Origin of the sequence: Micromonospora sp. NPDC049257 (assembly GCF_040678915.1) — a bacterium.
Taxonomy (GTDB): Bacteria; Actinomycetota; Actinomycetes; order Mycobacteriales; family Micromonosporaceae; genus Micromonospora; species Micromonospora antibiotica.
Map to the genome: position 1 here is coordinate 107,707 of NZ_JBFAQU010000007.1, position 21,544 is coordinate 129,250.

22 protein-coding genes and 1 pseudogene are annotated in these 21,544 nt (G+C 73.4%); 7 read left to right on the top strand and 16 right to left on the bottom strand.

The window, feature by feature from the left end:
* Window positions 1–20: 20 nt before the first annotated feature.
* The 4 genes from pyrH to AB0K25_RS13600 form a co-directional block, all read right to left on the bottom strand.
* Window positions 21–788: a UMP kinase gene (pyrH, locus tag AB0K25_RS13585; protein WP_219468356.1), complete on the bottom strand. Its 768-nt coding sequence runs from the start codon at window positions 786–788 to the stop codon at window positions 21–23.
* Window positions 789–958: 170 nt separating this feature from the next.
* On the bottom strand, window positions 959–1,786 hold the full coding sequence (tsf, locus tag AB0K25_RS13590; RefSeq protein ID WP_208567177.1) for a translation elongation factor Ts: 828 nt from the start codon (window positions 1,784–1,786) through the stop codon (window positions 959–961).
* Between the two features lie 132 nt (window positions 1,787–1,918).
* Window positions 1,919–2,818 (bottom strand): 30S ribosomal protein S2, encoded by a 900-nt coding sequence (gene rpsB / locus AB0K25_RS13595; RefSeq protein WP_363820308.1) that lies wholly within the window; start codon window positions 2,816–2,818, stop codon window positions 1,919–1,921.
* 445 nt (window positions 2,819–3,263) lie between these two features.
* Window positions 3,264–4,448 carry a hypothetical protein gene (locus AB0K25_RS13600; RefSeq protein WP_363820311.1) on the bottom strand — a complete coding sequence of 395 codons (1,185 nt, stop codon included), beginning with the start codon at window positions 4,446–4,448 and terminating at the stop codon, window positions 3,264–3,266.
* 235 nt (window positions 4,449–4,683) lie between these two features.
* Here AB0K25_RS13600 and AB0K25_RS13605 point away from each other — a divergent pair, with 235 nt between their 5' ends.
* The 6 genes from AB0K25_RS13605 (at window position 4,684) to AB0K25_RS13630 (ending at window position 12,164) form a co-directional block, all read left to right on the top strand.
* The gene (locus AB0K25_RS13605; protein ID WP_208567180.1) at window positions 4,684–5,043 is read left to right on the top strand and encodes a YraN family protein; all 360 of its coding nucleotides are present in this window, start codon (window positions 4,684–4,686) and stop codon (window positions 5,041–5,043) included.
* A 154-nt stretch (window positions 5,044–5,197) separates the two neighbouring features.
* Window positions 5,198–6,718 carry a YifB family Mg chelatase-like AAA ATPase gene (locus tag AB0K25_RS13610; protein WP_208567181.1) on the top strand — a complete coding sequence of 507 codons (1,521 nt, stop codon included), beginning with the start codon at window positions 5,198–5,200 and terminating at the stop codon, window positions 6,716–6,718.
* Window positions 6,715–7,878, top strand: coding sequence for a DNA-processing protein DprA (locus AB0K25_RS13615; RefSeq protein WP_357534542.1), 1,164 nt, complete (start codon window positions 6,715–6,717; stop codon window positions 7,876–7,878). The genes AB0K25_RS13610 and AB0K25_RS13615 overlap by 4 nt, the downstream gene beginning before the upstream one ends.
* 423 nt (window positions 7,879–8,301) lie before the next feature.
* Window positions 8,302–9,345, top strand: a complete 1,044-nt coding sequence (locus tag AB0K25_RS13620; RefSeq protein ID WP_363820314.1) for a serine hydrolase domain-containing protein — start codon at window positions 8,302–8,304, stop codon at window positions 9,343–9,345.
* A gap of 298 nt (window positions 9,346–9,643) precedes the next feature.
* Window positions 9,644–10,801 carry a tyrosine recombinase XerC gene (locus AB0K25_RS13625; RefSeq protein WP_363820317.1) on the top strand — a complete coding sequence of 386 codons (1,158 nt, stop codon included), beginning with the start codon at window positions 9,644–9,646 and terminating at the stop codon, window positions 10,799–10,801.
* Between the two features lie 181 nt (window positions 10,802–10,982).
* Entirely contained in the window at window positions 10,983–12,164 is a 1,182-nt protein-coding gene (locus AB0K25_RS13630; RefSeq protein ID WP_357534547.1) for an aminotransferase class V-fold PLP-dependent enzyme, read from the top strand.
* 237 nt (window positions 12,165–12,401) lie between these two features.
* On the opposite strand, the pseudogene AB0K25_RS13635 reads toward AB0K25_RS13630, so the two are convergent.
* Window positions 12,402–12,914, bottom strand: a pseudogene (locus AB0K25_RS13635) (peptidoglycan DD-metalloendopeptidase family protein); the annotation flags it as partial.
* Window positions 12,915–13,196: 282 nt separating this feature from the next.
* On the opposite strand from AB0K25_RS13635, the gene AB0K25_RS13640 reads away from it, so the two are divergent.
* Window positions 13,197–14,303: a sulfite oxidase gene (locus AB0K25_RS13640; RefSeq protein ID WP_219468336.1), complete on the top strand. Its 1,107-nt coding sequence runs from the start codon at window positions 13,197–13,199 to the stop codon at window positions 14,301–14,303.
* Window positions 14,304–14,370: 67 nt separating this feature from the next.
* Here the strand turns inward: AB0K25_RS13640 and AB0K25_RS13645 are convergent, their stop codons facing one another.
* The 11 genes from AB0K25_RS13645 to AB0K25_RS13695 form a co-directional block, all read right to left on the bottom strand.
* On the bottom strand, window positions 14,371–14,694 hold the full coding sequence (locus AB0K25_RS13645) for a DUF2469 domain-containing protein (RefSeq protein ID WP_011905215.1): 324 nt from the start codon (window positions 14,692–14,694) through the stop codon (window positions 14,371–14,373).
* Window positions 14,691–15,503, bottom strand: coding sequence for a ribonuclease HII (locus AB0K25_RS13650; RefSeq protein ID WP_363820321.1), 813 nt, complete (start codon window positions 15,501–15,503; stop codon window positions 14,691–14,693). The genes AB0K25_RS13645 and AB0K25_RS13650 overlap by 4 nt, the downstream gene beginning before the upstream one ends.
* The gene (locus AB0K25_RS13655; RefSeq protein ID WP_363820324.1) at window positions 15,497–15,976 is read right to left on the bottom strand and encodes an NUDIX domain-containing protein; all 480 of its coding nucleotides are present in this window, start codon (window positions 15,974–15,976) and stop codon (window positions 15,497–15,499) included. The genes AB0K25_RS13650 and AB0K25_RS13655 overlap by 7 nt, the downstream gene beginning before the upstream one ends.
* A 58-nt stretch (window positions 15,977–16,034) precedes the next feature.
* Window positions 16,035–16,670, bottom strand: a complete 636-nt coding sequence (gene lepB / locus AB0K25_RS13660; RefSeq protein ID WP_208567189.1) for a signal peptidase I — start codon at window positions 16,668–16,670, stop codon at window positions 16,035–16,037.
* A complete protein-coding gene (gene lepB / locus AB0K25_RS13665; RefSeq protein ID WP_357534552.1) occupies window positions 16,667–17,644 on the bottom strand; it encodes a signal peptidase I in 978 nt (325 codons plus the stop codon). Before lepB (AB0K25_RS13665) ends, lepB (AB0K25_RS13660) begins: the two co-directional genes overlap by 4 nt.
* A 193-nt stretch (window positions 17,645–17,837) precedes the next feature.
* Window positions 17,838–18,194, bottom strand: a complete 357-nt coding sequence (gene rplS, locus AB0K25_RS13670) for a 50S ribosomal protein L19 (protein ID WP_007456548.1) — start codon at window positions 18,192–18,194, stop codon at window positions 17,838–17,840.
* A 143-nt stretch (window positions 18,195–18,337) separates the two neighbouring features.
* The gene (gene trmD, locus AB0K25_RS13675; protein ID WP_363820328.1) at window positions 18,338–19,126 is read right to left on the bottom strand and encodes a tRNA (guanosine(37)-N1)-methyltransferase TrmD; all 789 of its coding nucleotides are present in this window, start codon (window positions 19,124–19,126) and stop codon (window positions 18,338–18,340) included.
* 16 nt (window positions 19,127–19,142) lie between these two features.
* The gene (gene rimM / locus AB0K25_RS13680; RefSeq protein ID WP_219470760.1) at window positions 19,143–19,727 is read right to left on the bottom strand and encodes a ribosome maturation factor RimM; all 585 of its coding nucleotides are present in this window, start codon (window positions 19,725–19,727) and stop codon (window positions 19,143–19,145) included.
* A gap of 2 nt (window positions 19,728–19,729) precedes the next feature.
* On the bottom strand, window positions 19,730–19,990 hold the full coding sequence (locus AB0K25_RS13685) for an RNA-binding protein (RefSeq protein WP_172862164.1): 261 nt from the start codon (window positions 19,988–19,990) through the stop codon (window positions 19,730–19,732).
* Window positions 19,965–20,456 carry a 30S ribosomal protein S16 gene (gene rpsP, locus AB0K25_RS13690; protein WP_208567192.1) on the bottom strand — a complete coding sequence of 164 codons (492 nt, stop codon included), beginning with the start codon at window positions 20,454–20,456 and terminating at the stop codon, window positions 19,965–19,967. The genes AB0K25_RS13685 and rpsP overlap by 26 nt, the downstream gene beginning before the upstream one ends.
* Before the next feature lie 287 nt (window positions 20,457–20,743).
* The gene (locus AB0K25_RS13695) at window positions 20,744–21,391 is read right to left on the bottom strand and encodes a DUF402 domain-containing protein (protein ID WP_219468322.1); all 648 of its coding nucleotides are present in this window, start codon (window positions 21,389–21,391) and stop codon (window positions 20,744–20,746) included.
* Window positions 21,392–21,544 lie beyond the last annotated feature (153 nt).

Sequence of the window (21,544 nt, forward strand, 5' to 3'; positions counted from 1 at the left end):
GCTCGGGTCGCCGGGACCGGTCAGGCGGTGATCAGCGTACCGATCGTGTCGCCGCCGACGGCCCGGATGATCGTGTCCTCGCCCTGGGCGCCGAAGACCAGCATCGGCAGCCCGTTCTCCATGCAGAGGCTGAACGCCGCCGCGTCCGCCACCCGCAGGTTGCGTTGCAACACCTCGGAAAAGGTGATCGAGTCGAACTTGCTGGCGGCCGGGTCGATCCGCGGGTCGGCGCTGTAGACGCCGTCCACGCCGTTCTTGCTCATCAGCACCACGTCGGCGCGGATCTCCAGCGCCCGCTGGGCGGCCACCGTGTCGGTGGAGAAGTACGGCATCCCGGCGCCCGCACCGAAGATCACCACACGTCCCTTCTCCAGGTGCCGGATCGCCCGCAGCGGAATGTACGGCTCGGCGACCTGGGCCATCGTGATCGCGCTCTGCACCCGCGTCTCGATGCCCTCCTTCTCCAGGAAGTCCTGCAACGCCAGGCAGTTCATCACCGTGCCCAGCATGCCCATGTAGTCGGCGCGGGCCCGGTCCATGCCGCGCTTCTGCAACTCCGCCCCACGGAAGAAGTTGCCGCCGCCGACCACCACGGAGACCTGCACACCACGGCGGACCACGGTGGCGATCTGCCGGGCGATGGCCTGCACGACGTCCGGGTCGACACCGATCGCCCCACCGCCGAAGACCTCACCCGAGAGCTTCAGCACCACCCGGCGGGCGCGGCCGGCCGGCGGCGCCGTCGGGTCGTCCGCCTCCAGGCTCCGGTCGTTCACAACCTGTGTCATCCGCCCCGCCCCTCCCGCGTGCGCGTCGACCGCGCCGCGTCACCGCGTACCTGCCCGTTGCCGACCCTATGCGACGAGGAGGCCGCGGTGCCTGTCGCGTACACCTGCGGCCTCCTCGTCGACGTTGCGTGCCCGTCCGGGCGCGGCACGCGCGCCCGGACGGTGGCGGCTCAGGCCTGGCCGACCTCGAACCGGACGAAGCGGGTCACCTCGATGCCGGCCTCGGCCAGCACCTGCTTGACGGTCTTCTTGTTGTCGGAGACCGACGCCTGCTCGATCAGGACGTAGTCCTTGAAGAAGGCGTTCACCCGACCCTCGACGATCTTCGGCAGGGCCGCTTCGGGCTTGTTCTCCTCGCGGGCGGTCTGCTCGGCGATGCGCCGCTCGGACTCGACGACCTCGGCCGGCACCTCGTCACGGGTGACGTACTTCGGCCGCATCGCGGCGATCTGCATGGCGGTGCCCCGGGCGTCGGCGTCGCCGGCCTCGTCGGTCTTGCCGCTGTACTCCACCAGCACACCGACGGCCGGCGGCAGGTCCTGGCTCTTGCGGTGCAGGTAGACCGCGACGGTGCCGTCGAGCTTGGCGAAGCGGTTGAGCACCAGCTTCTCGCCGATCTTGGCGGACTGCTCCTGGATCAGGTCGGCGACGGTCTTGCCGTCCAGCTCGGTGGCGAGCAGCTCCTCGGCGGTGCCGACGCCGCTGCGCTCACCGTGCTCGACCAGCTGCTGGGCCAGCGCGACGAACGCGTCGGTCTTGGCCACGAAGTCGGTCTCGCAGTTGAGCTCCAGCAGCGCCTTGCCGGAGTGCGCGACGAGGCCGTTGGCGGCGGTCCGGCCGGCCCGCTTGCCGACGTCCTTGGCGCCCTTGACGCGCAGGATCTCGACGGCCTTGTCGAAGTCGCCCTCAGCCTCGGTGAGCGCCTTCTTGCAGTCCATCATGCCGGCGCCGGTGAGGTCGCGGAGCTTCTTGACGTCCGCGGCGGTGAAGTTGGACATGACTCTCTCTTCGGGTGTTGAGTCTGCGGTGGGTGGTCTGGGATGCCGGCTACCCGGAACAGGCCGGATGCGCCCGGCGGTGACCGCCGGACCCCGCCGCCCGGACGAGCGGCGGGGATCCGGCGGTACGGGTCACTCGGCGGCGGCGGCCGCCGGCTGCTCGGCCGGCTTCTGCTCGGCGGCAGGCTGCTCGGCGGCGGCAGGCTCGGCGGCCGGCTGCTCGGCGGCGGGCTGCTCGTCGGCCTTCTTCGGCTCCAGCAGCTCACGCTCCCACTCGGTCAGCGGCTCGTCGCTGCCGACCTGACCCGCCTCCGGCTTCTCGTCGCCACCACGACGACGGCCGGACCGGGCGATCAGACCGTCGGCGACGGCGGCGGCCACCACCCGGGTCAGCAGCTCGGCGGAGCGGATCGCGTCGTCGTTGCCCGGGATCGGGAAGTCGACCTCGTCCGGGTCGCAGTTGGTGTCCAGCACCGCGATCACCGGGATGCCCAGCTTGCGGGCCTCGTCGACGGCGATGTGCTCCTTCTTGGTGTCGACGATCCAGACCGCGGCCGGGAGCTTCTGCATGTCCCGCAGGCCACCAAGGGTCTTGGTGAGCTTGGTCTTCTCGCGGAACAGCTGCAGGGTCTCCTTCTTGGTGTAGCCGGCGGCGGTGCCGGTCAGGTCACCGAGCGCCTCAAGCTCCTTCATCCGCTGGAGCCGCTTGTACACCGTCTGGAAGTTGGTCAGCATGCCACCGAGCCAGCGGTGGTTGACGTACGGCTGGCCGACCCGGGTGGCCTGCTCGGAGATGGCCTCCTGAGCCTGCTTCTTGGTGCCGACGAACAGGATGCTGCCGCCCTCGGCCACCGTGTTGCGCACGAAGTCGTACGCCTTCTCGATGTAGTCGAGGGTCTGGCGCAGGTCGATGATGTAGATGCCGTTGCGCTCGGTCATGATGAAGCGCTTCATCTTCGGGTTCCAGCGCCGGGTCTGGTGCCCGAAGTGGACACCGCTCTCCAGCAGCTGACGCATGGTCACGACGGCCATGGTGGGGTACTCCTCAAGATCCCTGGTTGTCACGCCCGGCCGGTGGCCGGGCGTCCTGGTGCCTGGTCGCCGGCCCATGGTGGGCCCGAAGGAGATCGGGACCAGGGAGGCCGTCGCCCCACGACGAGACGTGGAGAGGGCACGCGAGGTCGACCGCCGAGGCGGTCGCCAAGAGGCCAGTGTACGCCCCCGCCCTGCCACCCGACCCCCGCCCCACCATCCAGCCGCGCATCCGGTTCCCGCCCCCAGCTCTCGGCTCTCGGGGCTCAGCTCCCGGCTCCCGGCTCCCGGTCTCGGGTCTCGGGTTGGATCGGGTGGGTGCCGAGGTGTCGGCAGGCGACGGGGGTCCAGCGGGTCGGGGACGGTGACGGTTCTCCGCAGGCCGCCGTTCGACGGGCGGTCCGGGGGCGGTTCAGGGGCGGTCCGGGGGCGGTCCGGGGGCGGTTCAGCGGGCGGCGAGGGCGGCGGCGAGGAAGAGGACCAGCCCGACGGTGAGGTAGGCGGTCGGCGGGCGCAGCCAGCCCCGGGCCCCGTCGGCCATCGCCAGGCCACCGGTGCGCAGCCCGTACAGGCCGCCGGCGAAGACCGGCAACCCGATCACCAGGAAGGTGCCCACGACGACGTGCGACGCCGAGACCGGGTCACCGGTGAGTCCGTGCAGCAGCACCCGCAGCGCGGGAACCTCGAAGACCAGGGCCGACAACCCCAGCAGCACCGCCAGCGCCGGCCGCCGGGTGCGGTACACGCCGTCGGAGGTCGGGCCACCCGTGCGGTACGCCCCGTCCGGGCTGGCCAGGTCATCCGCCCGCGGCGTGACCGGCACCATCGGGCCGGTCGGCACCTCCAGGGGGGAGGGCTCCGCCGGTCGGGTGGGTTCGACGATCGGGTAGTTGCCCAGCGCCGCCGGCCGGACCGGATCGGTCCCCGCCAGCGGGCCGACCCCGCTGACCCCCAACAGTCCGGAATCGGCGGTGAACCGGCCGGTGCCACTGTCACCGCTGCCGAGCCGACCACCCCCGGTACCACCCAACCGACCCGTACCGGTATCGCCGACACGCCGCCCGGTGCCGGTGTCGGACAAGCGGCCGGTGCCGGTGTCGGCCAGGCGGCCGGTGCCGGTGTCGGCCAGGCGGCCGGTGCCGGTGTCGGCCAGGCGGCCGGTGCCGGTGTCGCCAACGCCCCGGCCAATACCGGTGTCGGACAGGCGGCCGGTGCCGGTGTCGCCCACGCCCCGCACCGGGATGCCGCCGAGCGGGCCCGCACCGGTGTCCCCGAGCGGGCCGACGCCACTGACTGCGGCCTCGCGGGCGGCGCGTCGACCCACCCGGTCACCGGGCAGTTCGCCGGAGACATCCGGGTCGTCCCGGCGGGACCGGGTCGGCCGGTATCCGGTGCTCTCGCCCCCGGCGGCACCCAAGGGATCAGCCGTGTCGAGGCGTCCCGAGTCGAAACGGCTGGCGTCCCCGTACCGGCCTTCCTCGGCAGCTCGTTGGTCGGGGGTGCGGGCCTCGTCGTCGCGCCGGCGCACCCCGCTCGCCGTCCGCCAGTCGGAGTCGTCGTACGCGCGTTCCCGGCCGGCCGGGTACCAGCGTGACTCCTGATCTTCGGGGTAGCTCCGTCGTGCGTCCACGTCCGGCACCGTATGCGACCGACCCGCCCGGCGCCATTCGCAGGTCGTACCGGCGCACGGGACCGATCGGACGGGTCGACGGACGATCGCCGGCCACCCCCCGGGAGCAGGGCATCAGCAGATCACATAGCAGGTCTGGGCCTTGATCGTCCGCTCGTCCACAGGGCGTCGAGTTGTCCACAGGTGCGGCCTCGGATGTCGCGCCCACCCCCGCCCCACCCGCAGCCTGACGGGCATGACGAAGCGGAACCAGGCGATCGGCGCGTACGGCGAGAGGTGCGCCGTACGGCATCTGATCGGGGCCGGGCTGCGCCCGGTGGCCCGCAACTGGCGCTGCCGCGAAGGTGAGATCGACGTCATCGCGTGGGACGGCCCGGTCCTCGCCTTCTGCGAGGTGAAGACCCGACGCGGCGACGCCTACGGCAGCCCCGCAGAGGCGGTCGTCCCGGCCAAGGCCCGACGGCTGCGGGGGCTCGCCGCCCGCTGGCTGGCCGAGACCGGGACGACCACCGACGAGGTGCGTTTCGACGTCCTGTCGGTCCGGTTGCCGCCGGCCGGCCCGGCACAGGTCGAGCACCTCAAGGGGGCCTTCTGATGATCCCGACCCGCCACCGCGCCCGGCCGGCTCTGGCCCGCCACCGCGCCCGGTCGGCCCCGACTGGCCACCGCGTCCGGCCGGCCCTGGCCCGTCACCGCGCCCGTCGGGTCATCCGGCACCACGCCGGGCGGCCGGGGGCGGGGGTGGCACGGTGAGCTACGCCAAGGTGCACGCGGTCGGCCTGGTGGGGGTCACCGGCCACCTGGTCGAGGTGGAGGCGGACCTCTCCCCCGGGCTACCGGCCGTGGTCATCTCGGGGCTGCCGGACACCGCCCTGCACGAGGCCCGGGACCGGGTCCGCGCCGCCGTGGTCAACTCCGGCCAGCGCTGGCCCAACCGCCGGATCACCCTCAACCTGCTTCCCGCCACGCTCCCCAAGTACGGCTCGGCGTTCGACTTGGCCATCGCGGTCGCCCTGCTCGGTGCCGCCGGTGAGCTGCCGCTGCTGCCGATGGAGGGGGTGGTGGTCCTGGGCGAGTTGGGGCTCGACGGCACCGTCCGCCCGGTCCGCGGCGTGCTGCCGATGGTCACCGCGGCGGTACGCGCCGGGCTGGGCCGGGTGGTCGTGCCGGTGGGAAACGCGGCGGAGGCGGCGGTGATCCCGGGGGTGAAGGTGCGCGCCGTCGACACCCTGCACCGGCTCGTCGCCTTCGTCCGGGACGGCGCTCCCCTGCTGGAGCCGCCGCCGGCTGCTCCCGCCGGGACGCCGTCCGGGCCGGATCTCGCCGACGTCGCCGGGCAGGGGCTGGGTCGGCGGGCGTTGGAGGTGGCGGCGGCCGGCGGGCACCACCTCTGTCTGCTGGGGCCGCCCGGCGCCGGCAAGACGATGCTCGCCGAGCGCCTGCCGTCGATCCTGCCGGAGCTCGACGACGAGGCCGCGTTGGAGGTCACCGCACTGCACTCGATCGCCGGCACACTGCCACCTGACGGCCGGTTGCTGCGTCGGCCGCCCTTCCAGGCACCCCACCACTCGGCGACCGTGCCGTCGCTGGTCGGCGGCGGCTCGGGGCTGGCCCGGCCGGGCGCGGTGTCGCTGGCCCACCGGGGGGTGCTCTTTCTCGACGAGGCAGCCGAGTTCAGCAAAGGAGCCCTGGAGGCGCTGCGCCAGCCGTTGGAAAGTGGGCAGGTCCATCTCACCCGGGCCCGGGGCAGCACCCGTTACCCGGCCCGGGTTCAGTTGATCATGGCGGCCAATCCCTGCCCCTGTGCGAAGCCCGGTGGCGACTCGCTCTGCGAGTGCAGTCCGCTGGTGCGACGGCGCTACCTCGGCCGGCTCTCCGGTCCCCTGCTCGACCGGATCGACGTACAGGTCAGGGTGCTGCCGGTACGGGCGGCCGAACTGATGGGCGTCGACCCGGACGGCGAACCGTCGGCGGTGGTCGCCGCCCGGGTGGCGGTGGCGCGCGCGGCTGCCGCCGAACGGTGGGCCCCGGTCGGGCACCGGCTCAACGCGGAGGTGCCGGGCCCGCTGCTGCGCCGACCACCGTGGCGGCTCGCCGCCCAGGCCACTGCCGAACTACGGGGGCGGCTCGACCGGGGCTCGCTGTCGGCCCGGGGCTTCGATCGCATCATCCGGCTCGCCTGGACGATCGCCGATCTTGACGGCCGGCCACGGCCCGATCTTGAGGACGTCCGGGAGGCCACCGGCCTGAGAACGGGGGAGGAAGTGTGAACAGCACCGAGGATCTGCACGCCCGGGTGGCACTGACCTGGCTGACCGAGCCGGGCACCCGGTTGGTGCACCGGCTGGTGTGCCGGCTCGGTCCGGTCGCCACGCTGGACCTCCTGCTCGACGGTGGGGCACCCGACGAGACGTTGCGGGCGGCGGTGGCGGCCCGGCTGCACGCGGGCGACCCCCGGGCGGCAGCCGCCGAGGCGGTGGCGCTCACCGACCGGCTCGGCGCGCGGATCGTCTCCCCGCACGACGACGAGTGGCCCGCCCCGCTGGGCGACCTGGAAGGGCTGGTGCTGCCCGGGGCAAGCCGGAAGGTCGACCGGGAGACCGCCCCACCGCTCTGCGTCTGGGTACGCGGCGGGTGGCCGTTGGCCCAGGTGCTGGACCGCTCGGTGGCGGTGGTCGGCGCGCGGGCCGCCACCGGGTACGGCGTACACGTCGCCACGGAACTCGGTTACGGCCTGGCCGACCGGGAGTGGACGGTGGTCTCCGGCGGCGCGTTCGGCATCGACGCCGCCGCCCACCGGGGCGCGTTGAACGCCGGTGGGGTGACGGTGGCGGTGCTGGCATGTGGGGTGGACCGCCCCTATCCGATGGGCAACTCCGCCCTGTTCGACCGGATCGCCGAGACCGGGTTGTTGATCAGCGAGTGGCTGCCCGGTGCGGAGCCGCTGCGTCCCCGCTTCCTGATCCGTAACCGGGTGATCGCCGCCGGCACCCGGGGCAGCGTGCTGGTGGAGGCGGCGGCCCGCAGCGGCGCAGCCCAGACCATGCACCGGGCGATCGCCCTGCGACGACCGGCGATGGTGGTGCCCGGCCCCGTCACCTCGGCGCTGTCCGTCGGCGCGCACGAACTGCTCCGTGAATACGAGCGCACCCGACTCGTGACCGGGCTGGCGCACGTGCTGGAGGAGGTGGGCCGGATCGGAGCGGACCTGGCACCACCCGCCCGGGGCGCGGACCGTCCGACGGACGTCCTCGACGACGAGGCGGCCATGCTGCGCGAGTCGATGCCCCGGCGCGGTGCGATCGGCGCGGACGCGCTCGCCGCCCGGGCCGGCGTGCCGATCCGCACGGCGTTGCGCAAGCTCGCCCTGCTGACGGAGCTGGGCCTGGTGAGCCGGCACGACGACGGCTACACCCTGGTCCGACGGTAGGCGGTCGACACGGCGGCTCTCCGGCCACGCCGCTGCGCACGCACCGGTCAGGCCAGGACCGCGCAGACGACCACCGGGCGCTCCGGCCGTCGATCGCGCTGGCCCGAGAGCAGTACGAATGCGATGATCGCTGCCGTGTCGATACCCCGCCGTTCCGCGCTCGGTCTAGGATTCGCCGCCGCCCTCGGGTTGGCCGGTTGCGCACCGAACCCACCTGCCCGGACTGCGGGAGCCTGGGCCACTCCCGCACCGGGCGACGGGGCACAGGGCGGCCAGGGCGCGGCGGCGACCGGCCGACCGGGAGCCACAGCCCGGCGTTCCGCCCCGACCGCAGCCGCGAAGCCGCGCACGCTCGCCGCGGCACTCCAGCGGCACCTCCAGCCGACCCCGGAGAACCCCAAGCACCCGACGTACGCCGGGGCGGTGGTGCTGGCGGTGACCGACGGTGAGCCGACCGACCACCTGGCGGTCGGTGAGGCGCTGCGTTACGGGGCCGGCCCGGTGCTGCTGCCCGCGGCGAAGCGGGTCGCCATGCGTCCCGACTCGATCTTCGACCTGGCCTCGCTCACCAAGGTCTACACCGCGATCCTCACCCTGCAACAGGTCGACAGCGGCCGGATCGACCTGGACGCGCCCGTGGTCCGCTACCTGCCCGAGTTCACCGGCACCGGCAAGTCCACCGTCACCGTGGCGATGCTGCTGGCCCACACCAGCGGCCTGCCGGTCGGTGCGAAGGTCACCGGTTACGCGACGATGGCGCAGCGGTGGCGTGCGGTGCTGGCCACGCCACTGGTCAGCGGCGCCATCCCGGGCACCAAGTTCCGCTACTCCAGCGTCGGCCTGATGGTGGCCGGGAAGATCGTCGAGAAGGTCACCGGGCTCAGCCTCGACCGGGCCCTGAAAACCAACCTGACCACCCCGTTGGGGCTGCGCCACACCGGGTTCAACCCCAACACCTGGCTCGGCACGGCCGACCGGGCCAACCGGCTGGTCGCCACCGACGCCCGCTCCTCCCGGGGGTTGTTGCGGGGCGTGGTGCACGACGACGTCGCCAACCATCTCGGCGGCATCGCCGGCCACGCCGGCATCTTCGCCCCCGCCGAGGAGGTGGCGGTCATCGGGCAACTGCTGCTCGACGGCGGCAGCTACGGCGGGAAACGGATCCTCGCCGAGAGCACCGTCGCCCGGATGCTGCGCAACGCCAACACCGGGCTGCCGGCCGTCGACCCGGACCGGCCGGGCCGCACCTCCGACCACGGCCTCGGTGTGGTGCTCAACCAGCCCTGGTTCATGGGCAGGCTCGCCCGACCCACCACCTTCGGACACACCGGGTTCACCGGCACCTCGTTCCTGGTCCAACCCGACCGCCGCCGGGTGCTGGTGCTGCTCACCAACCGTGCCCATCCGAACTGGAGCTGGGCCGACCCGGACCCGGCCCGGGTCGCCGTGGCCGACACGTTCGCCTGACCCCGGGGGACCACCCACCTCCCCACCCGCCGGTCATCCCTGCGGTCAGCTTCGCCGGGCCCGTCGGGGCTGCCAGTCGCCCTCCGCCCGCCGGCATGCTGCTCCCGCCGGCCCTCTCCCCCACCAGCGCGCTCCCCCCGCCAGCCCTGCCGCCGGCCCATCCCTGCCGCCGTCGCGCTCGCTCCTGCCGCTGGCGTCGGTGCCCGTAAGCTGGGCCGGTGGATCCGGACCCGATGGCAGGTCGGCGACCGCCGCACCCCGGCAGCGTCCACCGGCCGGTCTCGGCACGGGCGTGGCGATGAGCCGGCGAGCTCCGGGCACCCGGGTCACCCACCAGGCCCTGCCACCGGCCATGCGGGACGCCGTGGACGAGTTCGCCGCGCACCTGGCCCAGGTGCGCAACCGGTCCCCGCACACCGTCCGGGCGTACGTCGCCGACCTGGTGTCACTGCTCGACCATGCCGTCCGGATGGGCTGTGCCGCACCCGGCGACCTGGACCTGGGCGTGCTACGCAGTTGGCTGGCGAAGCAGCGGACGACCGGCACGGCCGCCAGTTCGGCGGCCCGTCGAGCCGCTGCGGTGCGGACCTTCAGCGGGTGGGCCCACCGCTGCGGTCTGCTGGTCACGGATGTGGCCGCCCCGTTGGCCACCCCGAAGACGCGTCGGGAGTTGCCGGTGGTGCTCCGGGCCGACCAGGCCGCCACCCTGGTCGAGGCTCCGGGTCGGGGTCGGCCTCCCACCCCGGGCAGCGGCGGGCCCGCCGTCCCGGGCCGCGGCGACACCCCCGACGAGGGGCCTCCCACCCCGGGCGACAGCACCTCTCCCGCCTCGGACGACAGCACCTCTCCCGCTTCGGGCGGTAGCGGACCTACCGCTTCGGGCGAGGGCGGACCTACGTCCCCGGGCGGGGGCGGGGGCGGAGCCGTCGGGTCGGTGGCCGGGGCGGACGAGCCGCTGCTGTTGCGCGACCGGGCGTTGCTGGAACTGCTCTACGCGACCGGCGCGCGGATCAGCGAGGTGTGCGGGTTGGACAGCACGGACGTCGACCACGACCGTCGGGTGGTCCGGGTCCTCGGCAAGGGCAACCGGGAGCGCACGGTCCCGTACGGGCTGCCGGCCCAGCGGGCCGTCGACAGGTGGCTGGCGGTCGGCCGGCCCGCACTGGCCGGCCCGGACTCCGACCGGGCACTGTTCCTCGGTGCCCGGGGCGGCCGGCTGCACCCGACGATGGCCCGGCGGATCGTCGCCGGCTGGGCCAGAGCCGCCGGGCTGCCTCCGACCAGCCCCCACGGGCTGCGCCACTCGGCGGCAACCCACCTGCTCGACGGCGGCGCGGACCTGCGGGCGGTGCAGGAGCTGCTGGGGCACTCGTCCCTGGCGAGCACCCAGATCTACACCCACGTGTCGGTGGAGCGGTTGCGTGCCGCCTACCGCCAGGCCCACCCCCGGGCCTGACCTGCCAGCCGACCAGCCCGGCCCGGCCAATCCCGCCCGCCCCGGCGCGTCAGGTCGGCGTAGACCACCGCGGGTAACTGGCCGGCCCGCAGGACCGACCGCCGCACCGAGGGGGCGTCGGACCACAGTGGCCGGCGACGATCGGTCCTGCGGGCCCCGGCGTGCGGGCTACGATCACCGGATGAGCGTCCCGCCGCCGCCCGAGTCGATTCCCGGGGCCCGACTGCTCTTCACCCTCGACCCCTCGGTCAGTTATCTCAACCACGGGGCGTTCGGCGCGGTGCCGGTCGGGGTGCAGCGGACCCAGCAGCGGTTACGCGACGAGATGGAAGCCAACCCGCAGCGGTTCTTCGGCCAGTCACTGACCGACCGGCTCGCCCACACCCGGCGGCACCTGGCCGCTTTCCTCGGTGCCGATCCGGAGGGCACCGCCCTGGTCGGCAACACCACCACGGGGGTGGCCGTCGCCCTCCAGTCACTCGGTCTGCGCCCCGACGACGAGGTACTCAGCACCGACCACGGGTACGGCGCGGTGCACCTCTCCGTCGCCCGGGAATGCCGCCGGACGGGTGCGACCGCCCGTAGCCTGCACCTGCCCCTGTCGGCCAGCGACGCGCAGCTCGTGGAGATCGTGCGGGCCGGGCTGCGCCCGGGACGGACCCGGTTGCTGCTGGTCGACCAGCTCACCTCGGCCACCGCCCGGTTGCTGCCGGTCGCCGCGCTGGTGGCCGTGGCCCGCGAGCACGGCGTCGCCGTGCTGGTGGACGCCGCGCACGTGCCCGGGATGCTGCCCGTCCAGGTCGACGCGATCGGGGCCGACTTCTGGGTGGGCAACCTGCACAAGTGGGGGTTCGCGCCCCGTGGCACGGCCGTCCTGGTGGTCGCCCCACGGTGGCGGGACCGGATCGAGCCGCTGGTGGTGTCCTGGCAGCAGGCGAGCGGTTTCCCGGGCAACGTCGAGTGGCAGGCCACACTCGACTACACGGGTTGGCTGAGCGCCCCGGCCGGGCTCTACACATTGCGTAGCCTCGGGCTGGAGCGGGTCCGCGCGCACAACGCGGCACTGGCGGCGTACGGGCAGCGGGTGGTCGCCGACGCGCTCGGGGTGCCGCCGACCGACCTGCCCGACCCGGGCGGGCCGGGGGTGGCGATGCGGATCGTGCCGTTGCCACCGGGCGTCGCCGGCACGTTGGAGGCCGCCGGTGCGTTGCGGGCCCGGATCGCCGACCGGCTCGCCGCCGAGGTGTCGGTGATGGCCTGGAACGGGCGGGGGTGGCTCCGGCTCTGCGGTCAGGTCTACAACACCCCCGACGAGTACGAGCGGTTGGCCTCCCGGCTGCCGGCGTTGCTGGTCCAGGGGTGACGGGGCTCCTGCCGGGCGCTGACCGCACCGGCAGGGTGGCCGTTCGTCCCGCCGGGCGATCCCGTCCGGCCCCTGGTCCCACCGCTGACCGGTGTCGAGGGCGCCAATCCGGACCAGCAGGGGGCCGCCGCGCCGGACCAGCAGATGGTCAGCGCCGGGGGCGGCATCCCGGGTGAACCGGTCGGCGGAGTCGCCGGGCCCGTCGACCCGGAGGAGACCCACCTCGGCGGGTGTCGCCACCGGGAGCAGCCGGACCGGGCCGAGCCCCAGCAGGGCCAGCGGGTCGAGGTATTCCTGGCCCCGCCGGACCCCCCAGTGCAGGCACCCGCCGGTCGGGGTGGACACCCCCGCCACGGGGCAGCCCGGATGCCCGCCCAGCAGCACACCCAGCGGTGCGCCGCCCGCCACGACGTCGCCGGGGAGCACCTCGGGGCGGACCGGTTCGTAGGTGGTCCGCAGCCCCCCGGAGTGGCCGACGGTGACCACCGGGCGGCCGGCGACCATGCCGGCGAACAGCACGGTGCCGGCTGCGGCGGCCCGGACGGCGGCCCCGGGTACGGCGGCGAGGTCCACGCCCCGGTGACCCGCCAGCCAGGGCAGCGGAGGCGGGTCGAACCGGCGCACCGGCCGGGGTGGCCCGTCGAGTGGCCACCGGAACACCGGGGCCGGCCCGGCCCGGACCGGGGCGGACGGGGGCGGGGTGGACCGGGGTGGGGTGGACCGCCCGGGAACCCAGTGGGGGCCGAACATGAGCACGGCGGCCCCGAGGGCCACCACCTGCCGCAGTGTTGTGCGCATCACCGCAGCATGTCGGGGCCGGCGGACCGACGCCACGGACCGGCTGTCCGCTGTGGATGACGGGACCGGCTGTGGAAAACGCCCACCCGGCCTGTCGCTCTGCTATGCCCCTGTGCCGGCGTGCGGGCGGCGGTCGGGGAGAGCGCAGGGGGACGGCCGTGGTCCGGCGGTGTCGCCCCCGCAGCGGGGCTAGGCTGGCGGCATCGCAGGCGGGCGCAGACCGGGAGGCCACCGATGACCACCATCAACGAGGTGAGCCGACCGTCGCGGGTCGCCGGGCCGGACGAGGCGATCAGCGCGGAGGAGCTGCAACTGGCTGCCCGCAACCACGGCATCCCACTCGAAGCGTTGCGCTACGACGTCACCCCGGCCGGCCTGCACTACCTGCTCATCCACTACGACATCCCCGACCTCGACGCGGTGACCCACACGCTGACCGTGGACGGCGCGGTACGTCAGCCGCTCCGGCTCGGGCTGACCGAGCTGCGCGAACGCCCCCGGGTGACGCGGCGGGTCACGCTGGAGTGCGCCGGCAACGGGCGGGCGCTGCTGCACCCCCGCCCGGTCAGCCAGCCGTGGTTGGTGGAGGCGGTGGGCAACGCCGAGTGGACCGGCACCCCGTTGGCGCCGTTACTGCGTGAGGCCGGGATCGCGCCCGACGCGGTGGACGTGGTGTTCACCGGCGCCGACCACGGTGTGGAACGCGGGGTGGAGCAGGACTACCAGCGGGCCCTGCCGGTCGCCGACGCGCTGCGCGACGAGGTGCTGCTGGCGTACGAGATGAACGGCGCTCCGCTGCTGCCCCAGCACGGCGCACCGCTGCGGCTGATCGTCCCCGGCTGGTACGGCATGGCGCACGTCAAGTGGCTACGGTCGATCAACGTGCTGACCGGGGAGTTCGACGGCTACCAGAACGCGGTGGCCTACCGGCTGCGGCGCGACGCCGACGACCCGGGTGTGCCGGTGACCCGGATCGAGCCCCGGGCGCTGGTCCGGCCGCCGGGCTTCCCGGACTTCATGTCCCGCAGCAGGGTGCTGCGTCCGGGGCCGTGCACGGTGGACGGACGTGCCTGGTCGGGGCACGCCCCGGTGGTCGCGGTGGAGGTGACCACGGACGGCGGGGTGACCTGGACGCCGGCCGTCCTGGACCCGCCCAGCGGTGGCGAGTGGTCCTGGCGGCGCTGGCGGTACGAGTGGACGCCGCAGCCCGGCCGGTACGCGCTGGCCGCGCGGGCGACCGACGCGTCGGGGCGTACCCAGCCGGTGGAGCAGCCGTGGAACCGGGGTGGTTTCGCCAACAACCTGGTCCAACGGGTCGACGTGCTCGTCGTCGAGGAGTGAGGTCGGCGGCAGGGTGAACAACCCTGGCCCGGTGTCGGCGGGTGGGGGGCCGACGCGGGGCGGGGGGTCAGCTACCGAAACCCGAGTCGGCGGGCAGCGAGATATCGGGCTTCTCCAGCTCCTCGACGTTGACGTCCTTGAACGTCATCACCCGGACGTTCTTGACGAAGCGGGCCGGACGGTACATGTCCCAGACCCAGGCGTCGTGCATCTCGACCTCGAAGTAGACCTCGCCGTCGGAGTTGCGCACGTGCAGGTCCACCTGGTTGGCCAGGTAGAAGCGGCGTTCCGTCTCCACCACGTAGGAGAACTGACGGACAATGTCGCGGTACTCCCGGTAGAGCTGCAGCTCCATCTCGGTCTCGTACTTTTCGAGATCTTCCGCGCTCATCGCACTCCGCCTTCCATGACCACATCTTCCCCCACCGGTGCCGGAGGCCGAGGCTGCTCGCCCAACGCCACGCCGACGGTACCCCCTGCCGTGCCCGAGCGCTCCATCGGCTCGGGAGCGGCTGCGCCGAGCGGCCGACGGGCCCGGGGCGGGGCACCCTCCCGGCCCGACACGGCGGCCACATTGACGTACGAGAACCGGTGCTCCACGCAGGGCCCACGCTCGCGCAGCGCCTCGGTGTGCTCGGCCGTGATGTACCCCTTGTGCTCGGCGAAGCCGTAGCCCGGGTGGTGTCCGTCCAGCTCCACCATGATCCGGTCCCGGGTGACCTTGGCCAGTACGCTCGCCGCCGCCACGCAGGCCGCCACCCGGTCACCCTTCCAGACCGCCAGCCCCGGCACCTCCAGCCCGTCCACCCCGAAGCCGTCGGTGAGCACGTACTCCGGTCGGGTGGTCAGTAAGGCCAGGGCCCGGCGCATCGCGGCGAGGTTGCACACGTGCAGCCCCCGGGCGTCGACCTCCTCGGCCGGGATGACCACCACCGCGTACGCCAGGGCACGGGCGACGACCTCGGCGTAGACCCGCTCCCGGCTGGCCGGGGTGAGCAGTTTGGAGTCGGCCAGCCCCTCGATCTCGCCGCGTCGTCCCTCGGGGAGCACCGCGGCGGCGGCCACCAGCGGGCCGGCGCAGGCGCCCCGGCCGGCCTCGTCCGCGCCCGCGACGTGCCGGAAGCCGCGCCGTTGCAGGGCCCGTTCCAGCGCGTAGAGCCCTCCGTCGCGGCGCACCACCGTGCGCGGCGGGGTCAGCACGACGCCTCCGGGGCCGGGGCGGCGGCCAGCACCTGGGTGAGCAGGGCGGCCAGGTCGGCCGGGTAGCACCGCTCGGTGGTGTCGGCCAGCTCGGCCGCCGACCACCAGCGGTGTCCGGTGACGCTGGCCCGTTCGATCTCGTCGAACCCGGCCGTGTCGACCTCCCAGGTGGGCACCCGGACCACGAAGAACTCCTGTTCCTGGCGGTACCACACGCCGTCGAAGGGAAACTCCACCGTCTCGGAGCGGACCGACCCGCCCAGCTCGGCCGGGGTCAGCCGCAGCCCGGTCTCCTCGGCCAGCTCGCGGGCCGCCCCGGCCGCCGGGGACTCCCCCGGGGTGAGCCCACCACCGGGGGTGAACCAGTACCGGTGACCCGGGCGGGCCGGGTCGACGCCCGCGAAGAGGAGCACCCGGCCGGACGCGTCGACGAGCAGCACCCGGGCCGCACGACGGGGGTGGAAGACGGTCACCGCATCAGCCTGCCAGACGGTGTCGACGCTCGGCCACGCCCGGGTGGTCGTGAACCGGTCAGGGGTTGGGAATCCCGTCGAACGACTTGGGCACGGTGAGCCAGGTGGCCCGGTCGAACGGCCAGAACACGGTGAAGGCCCGGCCCACGACCTCGCCCTCGGGGATGGTGGCGCTGTCGATGTTGCGACCGGACTGCTGCCAGTGCTCCAGGGAGTCCCCGGAGGCCGAGCGGTGGTCACCCATCACCCAGAGCCGCCCCGCCGGGACGGTGATGTCGAACTCCTGGTCGGCGGGCTTGTCCTGCTGGCCGTTGGCGGAGTAGATGTAGGGCTCGTCGAGGGACTTGCCGTTGATCGTCAGCCGGTCCTGCGCGTCGCAGCAGACCACGTGGTCGCCGCCGACCCCGATCACCCGCTTGATGAAGTCCTCGCCGTCGGGGTTGCCACTCCACTCGGTCGGTGCCTTGAACACCACCACCTCACCCCGGTGCGGTGAGCGGAAGTCGTAGACCAGCTTGTTGACCAGCACCCGATCGTCGATCTTGAGAGTGTTCTCCATGGACGGCGACGGGATGAAGAAGGTCTGCAGCACGAATGCGCGGACCAGCACCGCCACCAGAATCGCGACGCCCAGGAGAATGGGCAGCTCCTTCCAGAAGGAGCTGCGCGGCTTGTCGGTCTGCTCGTCAATCACGGGTGGAGCCTACGTCGCCGGAGCCGCCCGGGCCGCCCGGAACGCCGGAGGCGTCCCGGCCACCCGGAGCGCCGCAGCCGTTCCCGGCGCAGGCGTGGGGGCCGCCCGGGGCCGGGGGGCCACACCCGTCGCCCGGAGCGCACGACGGCCGCGAGCAGCGCGGCGACCGGCAGGAGCAGGACCACGTCACCGGTGGGGGTCGGCCGGACCGGCGCCGGGGCGTTGGGCGCGGCAGCGGAGTCCGACAGCCGTTCGAAGGTGGCCGGCACGGGTAGCGACGCCCACCGCGACGACGGCCACACCACCATGAACGCCCGGCCGATCACGTTGTCGATCGGCACCGGCCCCTGGCAGCGGGCGTCCTGGGAGACCAGCCGGTGGTCGCCCATCACGAAGATCTGACCAGGGGGTACGACCACCTCGTCGAACCGGCGGGACCGGCACTCCTTGGGGTTCGGCGGCACGTCCAGCGGTGAGTCACGCACCACGTACGGCTCGTCCAGCGGGATGCCGTTGACCAGCACCCGACCCTGGTCGTCGCAGCACTTGACCCGGTCGCCGGGCAACCCGATCACCCGCTTGATGAAGTCCTTCTCGCCGGGGCGACCCACGCCGACCAGGTCGCCGAGGGTTCGCCCGATCTTGCCGACGGCACCGGTCGGCGGCACGGGACTCTCCAGGGCGACCCACTTGTCGGTGCCCCGGAACACCACCACCTCACCGCGCAGCGGGTCACGTACGTCGTAGACGACCTTGTTGACCAGCACCCGGTCGCCGATGAGGAGGGTGTCCTCCATCGAACTGGACGGGATGAAGAAGGCCTGGAGCAGGAAGGTGCGGATCAGCACCGCCAGACAGAAGGCCACGATCAGCAGGAGCGGCAGCTCCTGCCAGAGGGGCATCTGCCGACGGGTGGGTCGGGTCCGCCGACGCCACGGGTCGGCTGTGCCGTTCGAGTCGAGCACCTGCACCACGCCACTCCCCGGTCCGCAGAAACGACACTACCGCCCGGGAGCCTCGTCGAGGCCCCACGGGCGGCAGCGGACGATCGGAGTGCCGCGATCTGGGTCGCGGCACCACCTGCCGGACTGCGCCCGTACCGATCAGCGTAGTGCGCTCTGGTCGATACGACATCCGCGCAGGTCAGGCGGCCTGGCGAGCGGGAAGTCAGCTGGGCTGCTTCTCCCGCTTCTCCTTGATCTTGGCCTTCTTGCCGCGCAGCTCGCGCAGGTAGTAGAGCTTGGCCCGGCGGACGTCGCCACGGGTCACGATCTCGATCCGGTCGATGCCCGGGCCGTTGAGCGGGTAGGTCCGCTCCACGCCCACCCCGAAGCTGACTTTGCGGACCGAGAAGGTCTCGCGCAGACCGTCACCCTGGCGGCGGATGACGACGCCCTGGAAGATCTGGACCCGGGACCGGTTGCCCTCGACGACCCGCGCGTGCACCTTGACGGTGTCACCGGCACGGAAGTCGGGGAGGTCGGTGCGCTTCGACTGGGCGTCAAGGGCGTCCAGGATGTTCATCGCTGCGTCCTCGTGATGCTCACGGCGCACCGTCAGTCGGTGCGCGGATGGGTGATTCTGATCCCCGGTGCCGGTCGGCGGGCCGACCCTGTCCGGGGATCCTCGCAGCCGCCCACGGGCGCGGACGGATGCGGCAACCCCCCCTACTTTGCCACATCCCCCGGGGGCAGCGGAAACCCACCCCGCTCCAGCGTCGCCACGTCCCGTTTGTCCAGGATCTCCGGGGGCAACGCGGCGATCATGTCCGGTCGCCGGGTGCCGGTACGGGTCAACGCCTCGTCCCGTCGCCAGCGGGCGATCCGGCCGTGGTCGCCCGAGCGGAGCACCTCGGGCACCTCGTGCCCCCGCCAACTCGCCGGTTTGGTGTACATCGGGGCTTCCAGCAGGCCGTGCGCGTGCGACTCGTCGTCCAGCGAACCGGCGTTGCCGAGCACCCCGGGCAACAGCCGGGTGACCGCCTCCAGGATCACCAGCACCGCCACCTCGCCACCGAAGAGCACGTAGTCGCCGAGTGACACCTCGGTGACCCGCAGCCGGGTCGAGGCGTGGTCGAGCACCCGCTGGTCGATGCCCTCGTACCGGCCGCAGGCGAAGAGCAGGTGCGACTCGGTGGCCAACTCGTGCGCCATCGCCTGGGTGAACGGCACGCCGGCCGGGGAGGGCACCAGCAGCCGGGGCAGGGTCAGGCCGTCCGGAGCCAACTCGTCGGGGGCCAACGCGTCAAGCGCCTCGCCCCACGGCTCCGGCCGCATCACCATGCCCGGCCCGCCACCGTAGGGCGTGTCGTCGACCGTGCGGTGCACGTCGCGGGTCCAGGTCCGCAGGTCGTGCACGGCCAACCGGAGCAGGCCCTGTTCCCGGGCCCGCCCGATCAGGGACAGATCCAGTGGGGCGAAGTAGTCCGGGAAGATCGACACGATGTCGACGCGCATGAGGGTGGCTTCCGGTCTAGAGGTCGAGCAGACCGGCCGGCGGGTCGACGACGACGCGTCCGCCGGCGAGATCGACCTCCGGGACGATCGCCTTGACGAACGGGATCAGCGCGCTGCCCCCCTGCGGGCGGCGCAGGACGAGCAGGTCGGAGGCGGGCGCATGGTCGATCTTGACCACCTCGCCGAGGTGCTCACCGGCCGGGGTCACCACGGCCAGGCCGACCAACTGGTGGTCGTGGAACTCCTCCGGGTCCTCCGGTGGGGCGACGGAGGCGCTGTCCACCCCGAGCAGGGTGCCGCGCAGCGCCTCGGCGGTCTCCCGGTCGAGGACCCCCTCGAAGGCCACCAGCATCCGGCCCTGGTGCCAACGGGCCGCCTCGATGGTCAGCTCGTCGGGGACCAGGTACGCCACCCCCGGGTCGGCGGTCGCGGCCGGCTCGGCCCCGCCCCGACGGGGGGTCTCCACCCGGGGCGGCACCCCCGGCTCGGTGCTCAGCACCGCGCCGGGGGCGAACCGCGCCTCGGGCTCGTCGGTCCGCACCTCCACGGTGACCTCACCGCGGATGCCGTGCGGCTTGCCGATCCTGCCGACGATGAGCAGCATCAGTACGAGTCGACGATGTCGACGCGTACCCCGCGTCCTCCGATGGAGCCGATCACCTGACGCAGCGCCTTGGCGGTCCGACCGGACCGCCCGATCACCGTGCCGAGATCCTCCGGGTGCACGCGGACTTCCAGCCGCTTGCCCCGACGGGAGTCGACCATGCGGACGCGCACGTCGTCCGGGTGGTCGACGATCCCCTTGACCAGGTGCTCCAGGGCGGGACGCAGCGGCATGTCAGGCCTGCTCACCGGAGTCGGCAGCAGCGGCCGGGGCCTCGGCCGGAGCCTCGGTCTTCGGCGCTTCGGTCTTCGGCGCCTCGGGCTCGGCCGGGGACTCCGCCTTGGCGGCCTTGCGGGCCGGCTTGGCCGGGGTCTCCGGAGCCAGGCCGGCAGCGGCCTTCGCCTCGGCCTCGTACGCCGCCTTGCGGTCGGCGCGCTCGGCGGCGACCTTGAGCGGCGGCGGGGCCGGCAGGCCCTTGAACTTCTGCCAGTCGCCGGTCAGCTCCAGCAGCCGCTGGACGGCCTCGCTCGGCTGCGCGCCGACCGAGAGCCAGTACTGGACCCGCTCCGACTTGACCTCGATGATCGAGGGGTCTTCCTTCGGCTGGTAGATGCCCACGAACTCGATCGCGCGACCGTCGCGCTTGGTGCGCGAGTCCGCGATGACGATGCGGTACTGCGGGTTGCGGATCTTGCCCATCCGCAGGAGCCGGATCTTTACGGCCACAGTTGTTTCGCTCCTGTTGCGATTTCACCGACCCGGCTACGGGCGGTGCACGGGTGAGCGTCGACCGGCACAGTGGGGTTGGGCCGGAGACTGCTCGGTGGACTGGCGACGCGCCCGGGTTAGAGGGCGCCGGACGCGCGCCGGATACCAGCGACCCATTCTGCCAGATCGCGCACCGGATGCTCACATCGGGCCGGCCCGACGGCAGGCGTCGGTCCCGGCGGGGCCATCCGACCACCGCCGCCACGCGCCCCGACGACGGCCCGGCCAGGTGAGCTACGACACATTCACCGCGCGGGCGGTCGGTCCCAACCCGGCGGCAGCTCCGTCGGGGACGTCCAGTCGGCCGGCGGGACGAAGTCGCACCAGGTGCCGTCGAACGGGAACTTCCCCGCCTCGGCGAGGGCGATCACCCGCTCCCCCTCGGCACGGACCGCCTGCTCGTCGGTCACCCAGTAGTGGTCGGGAAAGGCCAGCCGCTCGGTGAACTCGCCCTCGTCCTTCCACTGCCAACTGAGATCGGGACGGACCACCACGTCCAGGTCCTGGTCGACCACGTCCACCCCGGCCACCGACCCGTCGTCCCACCGGACACCGGGCTCCTCCAGGTTGACGTACCAGGCGACGAAGCGGTCCTGCTCGTCGCGGAAGAACCAGACCGAGTGCGCCGCCCCCGTGGGCAGGAACTCCAGCAGCGCAGGGCCGTCCCACCGGCCCCGGGCCAGCCGGTAGGACGAGGCGATCCACTCGGTGAACGGCATCGCCCGCATGCCCAGGCCCGCCTCGGACACCTCGTGCGCCACCGGCGTGTCCCGGGCCACCCAGAGCAGCAGACCCCGGTCGTCGTCGCCGACCACCCGGGCCGGCCGGACCCACCCGATCCGGCCCCGCCGCACGTTGCGGTGCATGATCAACTGACCTGGCGCGAAACGCATCACACCTCCACAGGTCTGGACGGGCTTCCTGCGCCCCGGCCCACCGCCGCACCCGGGACGAACAGTGCGGGCCGGCTTTCGGCGTACCCGCGACGAACGGGGCAGCCGGGTCCGGTGGGCCGGTTGCGCGGCGACGCGGTCGCCGCGCCCACG